Origin of the sequence: Streptomyces sp. NPDC088124, from assembly GCF_040685895.1 — a bacterium.
Lineage (GTDB): Bacteria > Actinomycetota > Actinomycetes > Streptomycetales > Streptomycetaceae > Streptomyces.
This window is the reverse complement of record NZ_JBFBJB010000013.1, coordinates 75,490-88,214: the sequence shown is the minus strand read 5'-3', so window position 1 is coordinate 88,214 and position 12,725 is coordinate 75,490. Positions and strand designations below refer to the sequence as shown.

At 71.0% G+C, this 12,725-nt stretch carries 14 protein-coding genes and 1 pseudogene; 9 read left to right on the top strand and 6 right to left on the bottom strand.

What is annotated here, in order from left to right:
- The first annotated feature begins 110 nt into the window (after positions 1-110).
- On the top strand, positions 111-1,106 hold the full coding sequence (locus AB0P17_RS13070; RefSeq protein ID WP_365810506.1) for a rhamnogalacturonan acetylesterase: 996 nt from the start codon (positions 111-113) through the stop codon (positions 1,104-1,106).
- Between the two features lie 135 nt (positions 1,107-1,241).
- A complete protein-coding gene (locus AB0P17_RS13065) occupies positions 1,242-2,156 on the top strand; it encodes an SDR family oxidoreductase (protein ID WP_365810355.1) in 915 nt (304 codons plus the stop codon).
- A gap of 43 nt (positions 2,157-2,199) precedes the next feature.
- Here AB0P17_RS13065 and AB0P17_RS13060 read toward each other — a convergent pair whose 3' ends face one another.
- Positions 2,200-2,883, bottom strand: coding sequence for a response regulator (locus tag AB0P17_RS13060; RefSeq protein WP_365810504.1), 684 nt, complete (start codon positions 2,881-2,883; stop codon positions 2,200-2,202).
- A gap of 125 nt (positions 2,884-3,008) precedes the next feature.
- On the opposite strand from AB0P17_RS13060, the gene AB0P17_RS13055 reads away from it, so the two are divergent.
- From AB0P17_RS13055 to AB0P17_RS13045, 3 genes are read left to right on the top strand one after another with little or no spacing between them, the layout of a single operon-like run.
- Positions 3,009-3,992, top strand: a complete 984-nt coding sequence (locus AB0P17_RS13055; protein ID WP_365810353.1) for a tripartite tricarboxylate transporter substrate-binding protein — start codon at positions 3,009-3,011, stop codon at positions 3,990-3,992.
- Positions 3,989-4,564 (top strand): tripartite tricarboxylate transporter TctB family protein, encoded by a 576-nt coding sequence (locus AB0P17_RS13050; RefSeq protein ID WP_365810352.1) that lies wholly within the window; start codon positions 3,989-3,991, stop codon positions 4,562-4,564. The genes AB0P17_RS13055 and AB0P17_RS13050 overlap by 4 nt, the downstream gene beginning before the upstream one ends.
- Before the next feature lie 3 nt (positions 4,565-4,567).
- Positions 4,568-6,064, top strand: coding sequence for a tripartite tricarboxylate transporter permease (locus AB0P17_RS13045; RefSeq protein WP_365810351.1), 1,497 nt, complete (start codon positions 4,568-4,570; stop codon positions 6,062-6,064).
- A 105-nt stretch (positions 6,065-6,169) separates the two neighbouring features.
- Here AB0P17_RS13045 and AB0P17_RS13040 read toward each other — a convergent pair whose 3' ends face one another.
- The 5 genes and pseudogenes from AB0P17_RS13040 to AB0P17_RS13020 form a co-directional block, all read right to left on the bottom strand.
- A complete protein-coding gene (locus AB0P17_RS13040) occupies positions 6,170-6,754 on the bottom strand; it encodes an HD domain-containing protein (RefSeq protein WP_365810349.1) in 585 nt (194 codons plus the stop codon).
- 13 nt (positions 6,755-6,767) lie between these two features.
- Positions 6,768-6,869 (bottom strand): annotated as a pseudogene (locus tag AB0P17_RS13035) (transcriptional regulator); the annotation flags it as partial.
- 20 nt (positions 6,870-6,889) lie between these two features.
- Positions 6,890-7,471 (bottom strand): GNAT family N-acetyltransferase, encoded by a 582-nt coding sequence (locus AB0P17_RS13030; protein ID WP_365810346.1) that lies wholly within the window; start codon positions 7,469-7,471, stop codon positions 6,890-6,892.
- Positions 7,468-7,875 (bottom strand): hypothetical protein, encoded by a 408-nt coding sequence (locus AB0P17_RS13025; RefSeq protein ID WP_365810344.1) that lies wholly within the window; start codon positions 7,873-7,875, stop codon positions 7,468-7,470. The genes AB0P17_RS13030 and AB0P17_RS13025 overlap by 4 nt, the downstream gene beginning before the upstream one ends.
- A gap of 127 nt (positions 7,876-8,002) precedes the next feature.
- Entirely contained in the window at positions 8,003-8,677 is a 675-nt protein-coding gene (locus AB0P17_RS13020) for an HAD hydrolase-like protein (RefSeq protein ID WP_365810342.1), read from the bottom strand.
- A gap of 177 nt (positions 8,678-8,854) precedes the next feature.
- On the opposite strand from AB0P17_RS13020, the gene AB0P17_RS13015 reads away from it, so the two are divergent.
- The 4 genes from AB0P17_RS13015 to AB0P17_RS13000 all read left to right on the top strand — a co-directional run bounded on the left by AB0P17_RS13015 (position 8,855) and on the right by AB0P17_RS13000 (position 12,716).
- Positions 8,855-9,478 carry a hypothetical protein gene (locus tag AB0P17_RS13015; protein WP_365810339.1) on the top strand — a complete coding sequence of 208 codons (624 nt, stop codon included), beginning with the start codon at positions 8,855-8,857 and terminating at the stop codon, positions 9,476-9,478.
- Positions 9,475-10,380 (top strand): NAD-binding protein, encoded by a 906-nt coding sequence (locus AB0P17_RS13010; protein ID WP_365810337.1) that lies wholly within the window; start codon positions 9,475-9,477, stop codon positions 10,378-10,380. The genes AB0P17_RS13015 and AB0P17_RS13010 overlap by 4 nt, the downstream gene beginning before the upstream one ends.
- A complete protein-coding gene (locus AB0P17_RS13005; protein ID WP_365810335.1) occupies positions 10,377-11,510 on the top strand; it encodes a hypothetical protein in 1,134 nt (377 codons plus the stop codon). Before AB0P17_RS13010 ends, AB0P17_RS13005 begins: the two co-directional genes overlap by 4 nt.
- Before the next feature lie 114 nt (positions 11,511-11,624).
- Positions 11,625-12,716, top strand: a complete 1,092-nt coding sequence (locus tag AB0P17_RS13000) for a methyltransferase domain-containing protein (protein WP_365810333.1) — start codon at positions 11,625-11,627, stop codon at positions 12,714-12,716.
- Positions 12,717-12,725: the final 9 nt, after the last annotated feature.

Here is a 12,725-nt window from a genome sequence, read left to right as displayed (position 1 = left end):
CCGTGAAACACACCAGGGAACACACCATCGGACGCGCGCGAGCCGGGAGAGGGGCCTCGGTCCGGGGCGCCGGGGCGGTGCTGCTGGCCGCCCTCACCGCGGCGACGGCCCTGTCGTCCCCCGCGCGGGCCGGGGCACCCGAGCGCGCACCGGGCCTGCCCGCCGGGTGCGCGGGGACCTCCCCGGTGGTCTGCCACTTCGCCGTGGCGCCGGGGACGTACGAGGTGACGGCCCTGCTCGGCGGGGCCACCGCGGGCTCCACCGGCGTCTCGGCCGAGACCCGCCGTACGATGCTCGCCGAGACGGCGACCGCGGCCGGCCGGACGGTACGGCGCGGCTTCACCGTGAACGTACGCGAGCCCGAGGGGGAACCCACGGGACCGGCCGGCAGCCCCGGCCTCGACCTGCGCTTCGACGGCGCGGCGCCGCTCCTGGCGGGGCTCCGGGTCACCCCCGCGCCCCGTACTCCCCAGCTCTTCCTGGCCGGTGACTCGACGGTCTGCGACCAGGCGGGCGCACCGTACACGGGGTGGGGGCAGCAGCTCCCGCAGTACCTCCGTGCCGGGATCTCGGTCGCCAACTACGCCGATTCGGGGGAGGGGTCGCAATCCTTCCTGGACACGCCCGCGCTCTTCCCCGCCGTCGAGTCCCGGGTGCGCCCCGGCGACCCGGTCCTCGTCCAACTCGCCCACAACGACAAACAGACCCCCGCCGACGTCTACCGCGCCAACCTCACGGAGATGACCGACCGGGTACGGGCCAGGGGCGGCCGTCCGGTCCTGGTCACCCCGATCGTCCGCCGCTGGTTCAACACCGACGGGACGCTCGACAACGGCACCGCCCTCAACGTGAACGGCCTGGGCGTCGACCTCCCCGCCGAGATGCGCGCGCTCGCCGGGGACCAGGGCATCCCCCTCGTCGACCTCACGGCACTCACCAAGCGCCGGGTGGAGGAGCTGGGTCCCGAGGCGTCCAAAGCGCTCTTCCTGTACGACGAGAAACGGGACAACACGCACACCTCGGTCCGGGGCGCGACGGAGTTCGCCGCCCTGGTCCTCGGGGAACTGCGCGCGCAACGGCTGATCCCGGGGCGGCTGGTGCGCTGACCAACGGTGTCCCGGTCCACCGGTCCGTGCGGATACCCGACAGAAGATGTCGGGTATCCGCGCCATGATCGTGTCGACGCCGCTCGCCGAGGCGTCGGTACGACGACGGCGGCGGACAGACACGGAAGGACACACATGTCAGCAACGCTGGACGGCAGGGTCGCGCTCGTCGCGGGAGCGACCCGGGGGGCCGGCCGGGGCATCGCGATGGAACTCGGCGCGGCAGGCGCCACGGTCTACGTGACCGGTCGCAGCACCCGGAAGAAGCGCTCCGAGTACGACCGCCCCGAGACGATCGAGGACACCGCCGACCTCGTCACGGAGGCGGGCGGCCGGGGCATCGCGGTCCCCACCGACCACCTGGACCCCGCCCAGGTCCGTGCCCTGGTGGACCGTATCGCCGCCGAACAGGGCCGTCTCGATGTGCTCGTCAACGACATCTGGGGCGGGGAGAACCTCTTCGATTGGGAGGCTCCCGTATGGGAACACGACCTCGACAAGGGGCTCCGGCTGCTCCGGCTCGCCGTGGAGACCCACGCGATCACCAGCCACCACGCGCTGCCCCTCCTCCTGCGCAACAAGGGCGGACTCGTCGTCGAGATGACCGACGGCACCGCCGAGTACAACCGGGACACCTACCGGAACTCGTTCTTCTACGATCTCGCCAAGTCCGCGGTCCTCCGGATGGCCTTCTCGCTCGGCCACGAACTGGGATCGCGCGGTGGTACGGCGGTGGCCCTGACGCCCGGGTGGATGCGTTCGGAGATCATGCTGGACCACTTCGGCGTGACAGAGGAGTCGTGGCGTGACGCCCTGGAGAGTGAGCCGCACTTCGGCATCTCGGAGAGCACGCGCTACGTCGGGCGGGCCGTGACCGCCCTGGCCGCCGACCCCCGGGTGAGCCGGTGGAACGGACAGTCGCTGTCGGGCGGACAACTGGCCCAGGTCTACGGCTTCACGGACCTTGACGGCAGCCGGCCGGACGCCTGGCGCTACATCGTCGAGGTACAGGACGCCGGCAAGCCCGCCGACACGGCCGGCTACCGCTGACCGAACCCCCCGGGGCGCCCTGATCAGGCGCCCCGGGGAGATCTCACCCCGTCCAGCGGTAGCGGCGCTCCGGGCGCCCCGTACCGCCGTACCGGAGGGAGATCTCCGCGCGGCCCGTGGTCGCGAAGTACTCCAGGTAACGGCGGGCGCTCACCCGGGACAGGGCTCCCGCCGCGGCGCACTCCGTGGCGGAGAGCCCCGCCGCGTTCTCCCGCAGGATCCGCTCCACCAGCTCCGCCGTGTGGGCCGCCAGCCCCTTCGGGAGCCCGCGGCTGCCCGGCGGCCGGGTGCCGAAGATACGGTCGACGTCCTCCTGGCGCGCCTCGCCCAGACCGGCCAGCCGGCTCCGCAGCGACGCCACGTGCTGGAGCTGCTCCTGGAGCGCCGTCCGGTGGAACGGCTTGATCAGATAGTGCAGCGCACCCGCCCGCAGCGCCGCCCGGATCAGCTCCGCGTCCCGCGCCGCCGTGATGAACAGCGCGTCGACGCTGGTGTTCCGGCCGTCCCGCTCCTCCGCCGCGCGCAGCTCGCGCAGCACCGCGATGCCGTCCATGTCGGGCAGGTAGATGTCGAGCAGCACCAGGTCCGGCCGGAGCCGTTCGGCCGCGCGCAACGCCTCGGCGCCGCTGTGCGCCACGCCGACGACCGTGAAGCCGTTCATCGCGGACACATAGCGGCTGTGCAGCTTGGCGACCATGAAGTCGTCGTCCACCACCAGCACTCTCATCACGGCGACACGCTAAGCCGCGACCACAACGACCACAACGTCCGTTGATTCCGGAAGAGAGACAGCTTGTTAACGCACAGGCAACATGTGGCCCACTTCACACCACTTCCCGAAGGGCGGCACACGTGCGATTGCGCACCCCTCTGGCCCTGCTCGGGTCGGCACTCCTGGTGCTGGTGGGGCCGCCGCTGCTCACCTCGGGCAGTGGCACCGACACCGGTACGCAGATACCCGGCCTGCGCTTCATGGTCCCCAACACCCCCGGCGGCGGTTACGACATCACGGCCCGCACCCTGGCCAAGAACGCCGAGGACGCCGAACTCACCCACAACATCGAGGTGTTCAACCTCCCCGGTGCGGGTGGCACCGTAGGACTGACCCGGCTCGTCGGGGAACACGGCAACGGCAAGCTCGCCATGTCCATGGGCCTCGGGGTCGTCGGCGCCGTCCACACCAACAAGTCGCCCAAGACCCTCGCCGACACCACGCCGATCGCCCGGATCACCGAGGAGTCGGACATCGTCGTCGTCGCCAAGGACTCCCCGTACCGGACCATCGACGACCTGGTCACGGCCTGGAAGGCCAACCCGGCCAAGGTCCCGGTCGGCGGCGGCTCCTCGCCCGGCGGGCCCGACCACCTCGCCCCCATGCTGATGGCGAAGGCCGCCGGCATCCCGCCGAAGACCGTCAACTACGTGCCCTTCGACGGCGGCGGCGAACTCCTCGCCTCGATCCTCGGCAACAAGGTCGCCTTCGGGGTCTCCGGCGTCGGCGAGTACCTCGACCAGATCGAGTCCGGGGAGCTGCGGCTCCTCGCCGTCACCGGCCCGAAGCGGCTGCCCGGCCTCGACGCCCCCACCCTGCGCGAGTCCGGCCTCGACACCGACTTCACCAACTGGCGGGGCATCGTCGCACCGCCCGGCATCTCGGACGCCGAACGCGCCAAGCTGCTGGCCTTCGTCGAGAAGCTGCACGACTCGCCGCAGTGGCGGGAGTCGCTCAAGAAGAACGGCTGGGCCGACGCCTTCCTCACCGGCGAGGAGTTCGGTGACTTCCTCGCGAAGGAAGACCGGCGCGTCGACTCCGTTCTCAAGGAGCTGGGACTGTGACACCGCCGACCGACACCCCTGACACCCCCGGCACCCCGGGCACCCCCGACGTCCCGGCCCCGGCAGGACCGCGCGACGCCCGCTCGTGGCTCCGCGAACACTCCGAGATCGGCGTCGGCGTGCTGCTGCTCGCCCTCGGCGTCCTCGTCCTGACCGACGCGCTCACCATGACCGTCGACCTCACCCAGCGCGGCCCCGTCGGCCCGAAGACCGTCCCCGTCGTCGTCGGCACCGGACTGCTCGTCGTCGCCGTACTCCTCACCCTCGACGTGCTGCGCGGCGGCCGGGGCGAGGCCGAGGGCGGCGAGGACATCGACCTCGCCGAGCCCAGCGACTGGCGGACGGTCCTGCTGCTCGCCGGGGTCTTCCTCGCCAACGCCGTCCTCATCGGCCCGCTCGGCTTCCCGATCTCCGGCGCCCTGCTCTTCTGGGGCTCGGCCTACGCGCTCGGCAGCCGGCACCTCGACCGGGACCCGCTGATCGCCGCCGGCCTCTCGCTCCTCACCTACTTCGTCTTCAACAACCTGCTCGGTGTCCCCCTCCCCGGCGGCCCGCTGATGGGGGTGCTGTAACCGATGGACTCCCTCAACTCCCTCCTCGACGGCTTCGGTACGGCTCTGACGCCGATGAACCTGCTCTGGGCCGCGATCGGCGTGCTGCTCGGCACCGCGATCGGCGTCCTGCCCGGCATCGGGCCCGCCATGGCGGTCGCGCTGCTGCTCCCCGTGACGTACGGACTCGACCCGACCGGCGCGTTCATCATGTTCGCCGGGATCTACTACGGGGCGATGTTCGGCGGCTCCACCACCTCGATCCTGCTCAACACCCCGGGGGAGAGCGCGGCCGTCGTGGCGGCGATCGAGGGCAACCCGATGGCCAAGGCGGGACGCGGCGCCCAGGCGCTCGCCGCGGCAGCCGGCGGACACTTCGCCGGCGGCATGATCGGCACGATCCTGCTGGTCGTCCTCGCCCCGACCGTCGCCGCGCTCGCCGTCGACATCGGCGCCCCCGACTACTTCGCCATCATGGTGCTCGCCTTCATCGCCGTGACCTCCGTCCTCGGCTCCTCCCGGATCCGCGGCCTCGCCTCCCTCCTCATCGGCCTCACCATCGGACTGGTCGGGCTCGACCAGATGACCGGCCAGCAGCGGCTCACCTTCGGCACGCTCCAACTCGCCGACGGCATCGACGTGGTGATCGTCGCGGTCGGCCTCTTCGCGATCGGCGAGGCCCTGTGGGTCGCCGCCCACCTGCGCCGCACCACGGGCGAGGCGATCCCGGTCGGCCGCCCCTGGCTCGCGAGGAAGGACCTCCGCCGCACCTGGCGGCCCTGGCTGCGCGGCCCGCTCATCGGCTTCCCGTTCGGGGCGATCCCGGCCGGCGGCGCGGAGATCCCCACCTTCCTCTCCTACGTCACCGAGAAGCGGCTCTCCCGGCACAAGGACGAGTTCGGCAAGGGCGCCATCGAGGGCGTGGCGGGCCCCGAGTCGGCCGCCTCCGCGTCGGCGGCCGGCACGCTGGTCTCGATGCTCACCCTCGGACTGCCCACGACGGCCGTCGCCGCCGTGATGCTCGCCGCCTTCCAGCAGTACGGCATCCAGCCGGGCCCGCTCCTCTTCGAACGCGAACCCGAGCTGGTCTGGGGGCTGATCGCCTCCCTCTTCGTCGGCATGGTGCTGCTGCTCGCCCTCAACCTCCCGCTGGCACCGGTCTGGGCCAAGCTCCTGCGCGTCCCGCGTCCCTACCTCTACGCGGGGATCCTCTTCTTCGCGGCGGTCGGCGCCTACGCGGTCGGCGGCGAGGCGCTCGACCTGGTCATCCTGCTGATCATCGGGCTGATCGGCTTCGGGATGCGCCGCTACGGGCTGCCCGTGCTGCCCGCGGTCATCGGCGTCATCCTCGGCCCGGCCGCCGAACAGCAGTTGCGGCGCGCGCTCCAGATCAGCGACGGCAGCGTGACCGGGCTGGTCAACACCCCGTTCTCGGTGACGGTCTACGCGGTGATCGTGCTGCTGCTGGCCTGGCCGGCGATCCGGAAGCTGATCGCGTCGCGCCGGGGGGCCGCGTCGTAACGCGGCCTTGCGACTCCCGTCGTCCGTGACCCGCCGGTGGAGTGCCCGGGTCCGACGGAACCGCCCGCCCCCACGACTCCGGGGCGGGCGGTTCTTCCTCCGGGATCAGAGCTCTTCGCCGAGGGCCGACCGCAGCCAGTCGAGTGATCCGGTCGCCAGTACGGCATCGGCGATCGCCTGGCCGGACTTCGTGGTGATGCGGCCGCGGCTGTTGTCGATCCAGCGCTGAACGTTGATGTAACCCTGGGCCCGGTACTCGATTCCCTGGATCATGCACTCCAGTTTGTCGGCGTCGCGGGCACAGACCGCCTCGGGGGACTCCTTCGCCTCGTACTCCGCGACGAGGTCCCTGACCGTCGCCGCCAGGACCTCGGGCATGTCGGCGACCTGGTCGGCGGTGATGTCGCGGGGATCGGCCTCGCCGCCCTTGCTGTACTTCTCGCCGAGGTGGTTGACGTCCCCGGTACGGGTCTCCTGCGAGTCGTGCCAGACAGCGAGCAGTGCGGCCTGGGCCGGGTCCGCGCCCTCCAGCTTCGCGATGACGGAGGCGAGGAGGGCGGTTCGCCAGGAATGATCGGCGACCGACTCGGGGTCCTTGACACCGGCCAGCCACCAGCCGCTGCGCTTGGTGGACTTCAGCGTTCCCGCCTCGTACAGGAATCGGGCCACGGCAGTCAGGTCTTCGGACACCGTCGGGCTCCTCTCACGCCTCGGCGAGGCGGATCGCGTACCGGATGTTCTCCATCTCCCGTCGCCCGCGCGCCGAGAGTTCACGACTGTCCAACATCAGCGGGAGCCGTTCGCGGCGAGGGCGGGACGGTCGGGTCAGGCGGACGCCTGGGAGAGATCGAGCACCATCGCCGTGCAGAAAGGGGCCTCGTCCCATGGATGCGACAGTCCGACCTCGTGGTATCCCCACTTCGCGTACGCCGCCTGCGCGGCCTTCGCTTCCGGCTCGGGCCGGACGGTCAGGGTGACACGCTCGATGTCCAGGCCGTCGAGGAGCAGGGCGTGCAGGGTGGTGGCGATGCCGAGTCGGCGCCACGCTTTCCGCACGGCGAGTTCGAGGACGACCCAGGTCCGGGCGCCGTCTTCCCGGGTGAAGTCCTCAGGCAGGTCCTCTTGGACGTTGGCCCACCACTGGCTGTCCGCCGGGAGGAGGTAGCCGTAGGTGAAGCCGACGACCTGGTGGGCGTCGCGCGCGATGACCAGACGCATCCCGGCCCGCCGCACATGCGCCTGGTAGTGCTCGATGAACTCGGCGATGTCGCTGGGGCCTTCGCGGTACGGCGGCTCGGCGTACACCTCTTCGTACGCCGCGATGAAGTCGTCGAGCCGCTGGGCGACCTCCTTGCCCTCGTACCGTTCGTAGACCACTTCGGACGCCGTTACGCCGCTCCCTGTCACGCCGCTCCCTTCGCCTGGATGTACTCGGTCAGTTCCTCGACGGCCCGACGTGCGGAGACGGCGTCGCTGCGGCGAAGTCGGCCCGTCACCTCGCTGAGCTTCCTTGTGACGCGGCCGGACTCCACCTCTTCGAGGTGCTCCAGGCTTTCTACGGCACGAGCAGCACCCTCGTCGACGTCACCAGCCAGGACGAGGCTCCTGGCGAGGGTGAGCCGGTAGAGGGCACGGTTGCGGCCGAAGGTTCGGTCCTGGTCATCGAGTGCCGCCCGAAGGAACTGCACGGCGGAATGGTGGTGGCCGAGTTCGGTGTAGAGCAGCCCTTGCGCGTAGTCGAGTTCGGCAGGACCGTGGAATGCCGCCCACTCCGGAGCCGGGCGGCCCCGACCGGTGTTGCTCCGGTCCACCAGGTGCATGGCCTCGGCGAGCCGTCGCCGGGTGCTGCGGCCGTCGTGGAGAAGGGACAGCGCCCGGGCCTCACGGGCGGCGATGATCGACCGGAATCTGGTCAGGCTCCTTCATCCATGTTCCGCGCTACATGCGGCCCGTGACCAGCTTGAGGAGAAGGTCGACATCGGTCAGGTCGGCAAGGACGATATCGGCGCCCGCCTCGCGCAGACCGGACGTGGAGCTTCGGCCTGTTGCGACGGCGATGATCCGGACGCCGTTCTCTCGCCCGCCTTGGACGTCCGCCGGGGTGTCGCCGATCAGTACCGTGTCCGCCGCCGTGGCGGATGAGCGGGCGAGAGCGAGGCGGACGAGAGCGGGCCGGAGATCCGCGTCCTCTCCGTAAGCGCCGGCGTCCCAGTCGATGTGTGTGTCGAGGCCGAAGATGTTCAGCTTGATCTCGGCGACCGCGCGGATGTTGCCCGTCACTACGGTCTGCCGGACGTTCGCCGCCGCGAGGGCGTCAAGAGCGGCTGCTGCACCGGCGAGAGCGGAACCACGCTCCCTCAACTCCGCGGCGTGCTGCAGGTGCTGCTCGGTGAGAGCTTGCGCGAACCGCTCGAAGTCGCCGCGGTTCGTCGTGAGACCGTGCATCATCGCGGTCTCACGGAAGATCACGGCCTCCGTGATGCCGTCGATCTTTGCTTGGTCCCTCATGGGCTGACCGGTCACCTGCTCGAAAGCCGCAGCGGACAGTTCATGTCCGACGCCGCGTGACTCGATGAGCGTGTGGTCGATGTCCCACAAGACCAGATGAGGCATATGTGCTGCTCCTCACAAAATTTGAATCACAATAAGTCCCACGATAGCGAGCTTCTGGACGCGACCCTCCTCGCTCTCGGTGATCTGCATGGGCCGGTTGGCGCGGAGTGCCTGCGCGGAGCGGCACCGATCGGCGAACGGTCCGTCGCAGCCGTCTTCCGCAGGAGGTTCAACGGCTTGAGCGCCGATGCCTACCTTCGGGAGCTCGGCCGGGATCGCGGGCTCCCGGAGCAGGAGCGCAAAGAAGTCGTGGAACTGGTCCGGAGCGCGGTGTGGCGACTGCACCGGATGGCCAGCGCGATCTCGTTTCGCCGTAGCACCACGGTGTTCGGTGACCTCAAACCGGAGCATGTCTATCTTGATGGCCCACGCCTGCGTTTCATTGACCCGGCGGTGCACTTTGCTGCCGGTCCCGAACCGGATGTCGCGAAGCTCACGGGCCGGACGGTGCTTCTCGCCATCGGGCATTCCGAGCAGCGCGCCGCTCGGGAGATCGTGCGAGGAGTCGCGTCGACGCTCGCCCGTTACGCCGCGGCGCTGCCTGCGCACGATCGAGCGGCACGAGTCCGCGAGGTCATGGTCCTGTGGCTCATGGACATCGTGAGCATCTTGAGCACGTGTCTCAGCGCCCCTCGGGACCTCCCGCTCGCTCCCCATCAGCAGTCTCTCGTGGCGCACGCTCGTACGGCGGCGGGCATAGTGGACCGGCTGAGTGCACTCCTTGTGGGGGCGATCACCGGTCATCGGCTCCTGGACGCGGTCTTCTCCGAGGTGGACCACGCCGCTGGGGGAGCTCGGTGAGCGGTCCGATGGTGGGGATCGTCGGGGCGGGGGCCGTCGGGCAGACTCTCGCAGCCGCCCTCGCCGCGACCGCGCTGCCCGGACGGCTCCTCATGGTGTCCCGGCAGCCCGACCAACTCCGCGGCTTGACCGCCGACCTCCAGGACCTCGCGCACGCAACCGGATCACGTACGAAGGCCGAGGTTGGCGAAGTCGCCGACCTCCGCGGCTGTGACGCGGTGGTGATCGCCCTCCGCGCCGACTTCGAGAACACCGCCGAGCGGGACATCCGGCGCGGCGGCGCAGTGGAGAATGTCCCTGCTCTCGACGCCCTCGCACAAGGCTTGCGCGGATACGGCGGCCTCGTCATCGTCGTGACGAACCCTGTCGACCTGATGGCGCGAAGGTTCGCCGAGGTGTCCGGCTGCCCCCGGGTCTTCGGAATCGGGTCGAACCTCGACTCCGCCCGGTACCGGCTCCTGCTGGCCCGGTACACCCGGGTCTCCCCGGATCTCGTGCGCGGCCACGTGCTCGGCGAGCACGGCGACCGCGCGGTCGTGTGCGTATCCACGACCACCGTCGCCGGTCGCCCGGTCTCGGTCGCGGTACACGCGGTCATAGGGGAACTCCAACGACGACCGGCACTGATTCGCAGGGGCATCGGCCGTACCCGCTGCGGGCCCGCAGGCGCCGTGCTGTCCACGCTCCGTAAGGCCCTCGGACTGGTCGACGGCGTCGAGGAGTTGTCCGTTCCGTACGGGGACGTCCGGCTCGGAATTCCGATGAGCTTCACCGACGGTCAGGCCGTGCCGTGCCTGCCCCCGCTCACCCGCTCCGAGCGTCTCTGTCTGGATTCGGCAGCCAGCAGTCTCCGTGACGCCTACACCCATCTCCCTGCCTACACCGAGAGGATCATTCCGTGATCAGTGCTGCCCGAGTTGAGGCCGCCGCGGCGGTCGTGACCGTACTCAGCGACCGGCCGGAGGTGACCAACTGGGCCCTGCGCTACTTCGGACCATGGTGGAACGCCACCTCGGTGGACGCGTCCGGCGTGCCCGAAGACGCCGTGGTGACCGCACGCCTCGACCGCGCCGGCTACGAAGCGATCACCCGTATCGTCCGCGACGGCCGACCCCCGGAGGCCGTGGAGTACGCGAAGTTCCCGCTGCTGGTGGCGCGCGACGGTGAGGACATCATCGCGACATCGCCGGACGAGGCCATCGCGTACCGCAGTACTCCGACCACCGGCCACGTCGTCCTCGTGGGCGCGGAGGTGCAGTCTCTTGCTCTGGCCGCCGCGCGCCTCGCGCGGGAGACGATCCGTGGTCAGCTCCTGCGGGACGGCTGGGCCGTGCTCCACTCCTCCGCGGTCGTGCGGCCGGACGACGGGGCGACGCTTCTCACCTGCGGTGGCAAGGGGGCGGGGAAGACGACCACGGCCCTGTTGCTCGCCTCGCACGGCTGGCGGCTCCTCGCCAACGACCGGGTCCTGGTCCGGCCGACCGGCGAGCGGGACGTCGAGGTCGTTCCCTGGCCGTCCGCCGCCGCGCTCGGCCTCGGTCTTCTCCACTCACTGGGCTGGGACGCCGTCGCTCGCGAACACCTTCGGGCCGGGGGCACATTCCACCCGACTCAGCACCCGGCGGTAACGGAGGCGCTGCTCACCAGGGAGCACACGCCGTTGTGGGACAGCAGAGGGAAGGAGCGGAAGGTCCAGGTGTTCCCGGACCAGTTCCCGGACCTGTTCGACGTGCCTCTGGCCACGAGCGGCCGGGCGGCGGGTCTCCTCTTCCCTCAGATCGACGTCGGCTCGGCGCCCGACATCGTCGATGTCGCCCGCACGCTGGAGGAGGCCGACTTCATGTCGGGCGCGACGGAGGACCGCTACCCGGACGTCTTCGGGCTGGCGCAGGGCGTGGACGGCGGCGGCCACGTGAGCGCTCGTGCCGAGGTGGCGTCGCGTCTCGCCGCGCTGCCGCACCGCGCGGTCCGGCTCAGCCACGATGTCCCGGCCGGCGCCGCTGTACTGTGCAAGGTCGCCGAGACGGTCTGAACGCGGACCGTGATGATCGTCAGCCGCCCTGCCATGCGCCCCGCCACCAGGTGGACTCGGGGTGGCGGGTGGTGACGGGGGACCGTTGTCAGTGGTGACCGGCATCATCGGAACATGACCACGACCGACTGGGACGCCACCGCCGACACCTTCGACCAGGAGCCCGACCACGGGCTTCTGGACCCCGCCGTGCGCGCCGCCTGGGCGGCCAGGATGGCGGGGTGGCTGCCCGCCACGCCGTCCCGGGTGCTCGACCTCGGGTGCGGTACGGGGAGCCTCGCCCTGCTCGCCGCCGAGCGGGGGCACCGGGTGACGGCCGTCGATCTTTCTCCGCGGATGACGGCCCTCGCCCGGGCCAAGCTGGCAGGCACCGACGCCGAGGTCCTCATCGGCGACGCGGCCCGGCCGCCGGTGGGGGAGCGGCGCTTCGATGTGGTGCTGGCCCGTCATGTGCTCTGGCTGCTGCCCGACCCGGAGGAGACGTTGCGTCACTGGACGGCGTTGCTGCGGCCCGGCGGCCGGCTGGTCCTCGTCGAAGGGGTTTGGTCCGGGACGGGCCTGCCCGCGTCACGGCTGACCACGGCCCTGGCCCCGCTCACCGAACGCGTCCAGTACGACCGGCTCTCCGCGGACCCCGCGCTCTGGGGTCGCCCCGTCGACGACGAGCGGTACGCGCTGATCGCGACCCCGGCCCCGCCCCGGCGCCACCGGGAAGTGGTCGACGTCCATCTCGTCCTGCGCCGGGGCGACGAGGTGCTGCTCGCCCGCAGAGCCGGGACGGGGTACGGCGACGGGCTGCTCAACTGCCCTTCGGGGCACGTGGAATCCGGCGAGGACGTTCGTACGGCCGTGATCCGGGAGGCGGCCGAGGAGATCGGCGTCGCGCTGACCCCCGCTGATCTGCGGGTCGCCCTGGTCATGCAGCACCGCGGTCCGTCCGGCAGCCCCCGGATCGGGTGGTTCTTCGAGGCGGAGTACGGGGCGGGCGGTGAGCCGTACAACCGGGAGCCGGAGAAGTGCTCGGGCCTGTCCTGGCACCCGCTGTCCGGGCTCCCGGACGACCTGGTCGCGTACTGCCGGGCCGGGCTCGATGCCTACCGCGCCGGTGAGCGCTTCCTGCTGCACTGGCACGAGGACGACGACCCGATCGCCCACTCCCCGGGCACCGACCGGTCCACGGCCCTGCCCGCCACGCGCGGAGAATAGCCGTACCGG

Excerpts from the sequence above, each read along its gene's own strand:
- AB0P17_RS13065 (WP_365810355.1), top strand. The coding sequence starts at position 1,242 with ATGTCAGCAACGCTGGACGGCAGGGTCGCGCTCGTCGCGGGAGCGACC.
- AB0P17_RS13060 (WP_365810504.1), bottom strand. The coding sequence starts at position 2,883 with ATGAGAGTGCTGGTGGTGGACGACGACTTCATGGTCGCCAAGCTGCAC.
- AB0P17_RS13045 (WP_365810351.1), top strand. The coding sequence starts at position 4,568 with ATGGACTCCCTCAACTCCCTCCTCGACGGCTTCGGTACGGCTCTGACG.
- AB0P17_RS13020 (WP_365810342.1), bottom strand. The coding sequence starts at position 8,677 with ATGCCTCATCTGGTCTTGTGGGACATCGACCACACGCTCATCGAGTCA.
- AB0P17_RS13000 (WP_365810333.1), top strand. The coding sequence starts at position 11,625 with ATGACCACGACCGACTGGGACGCCACCGCCGACACCTTCGACCAGGAG.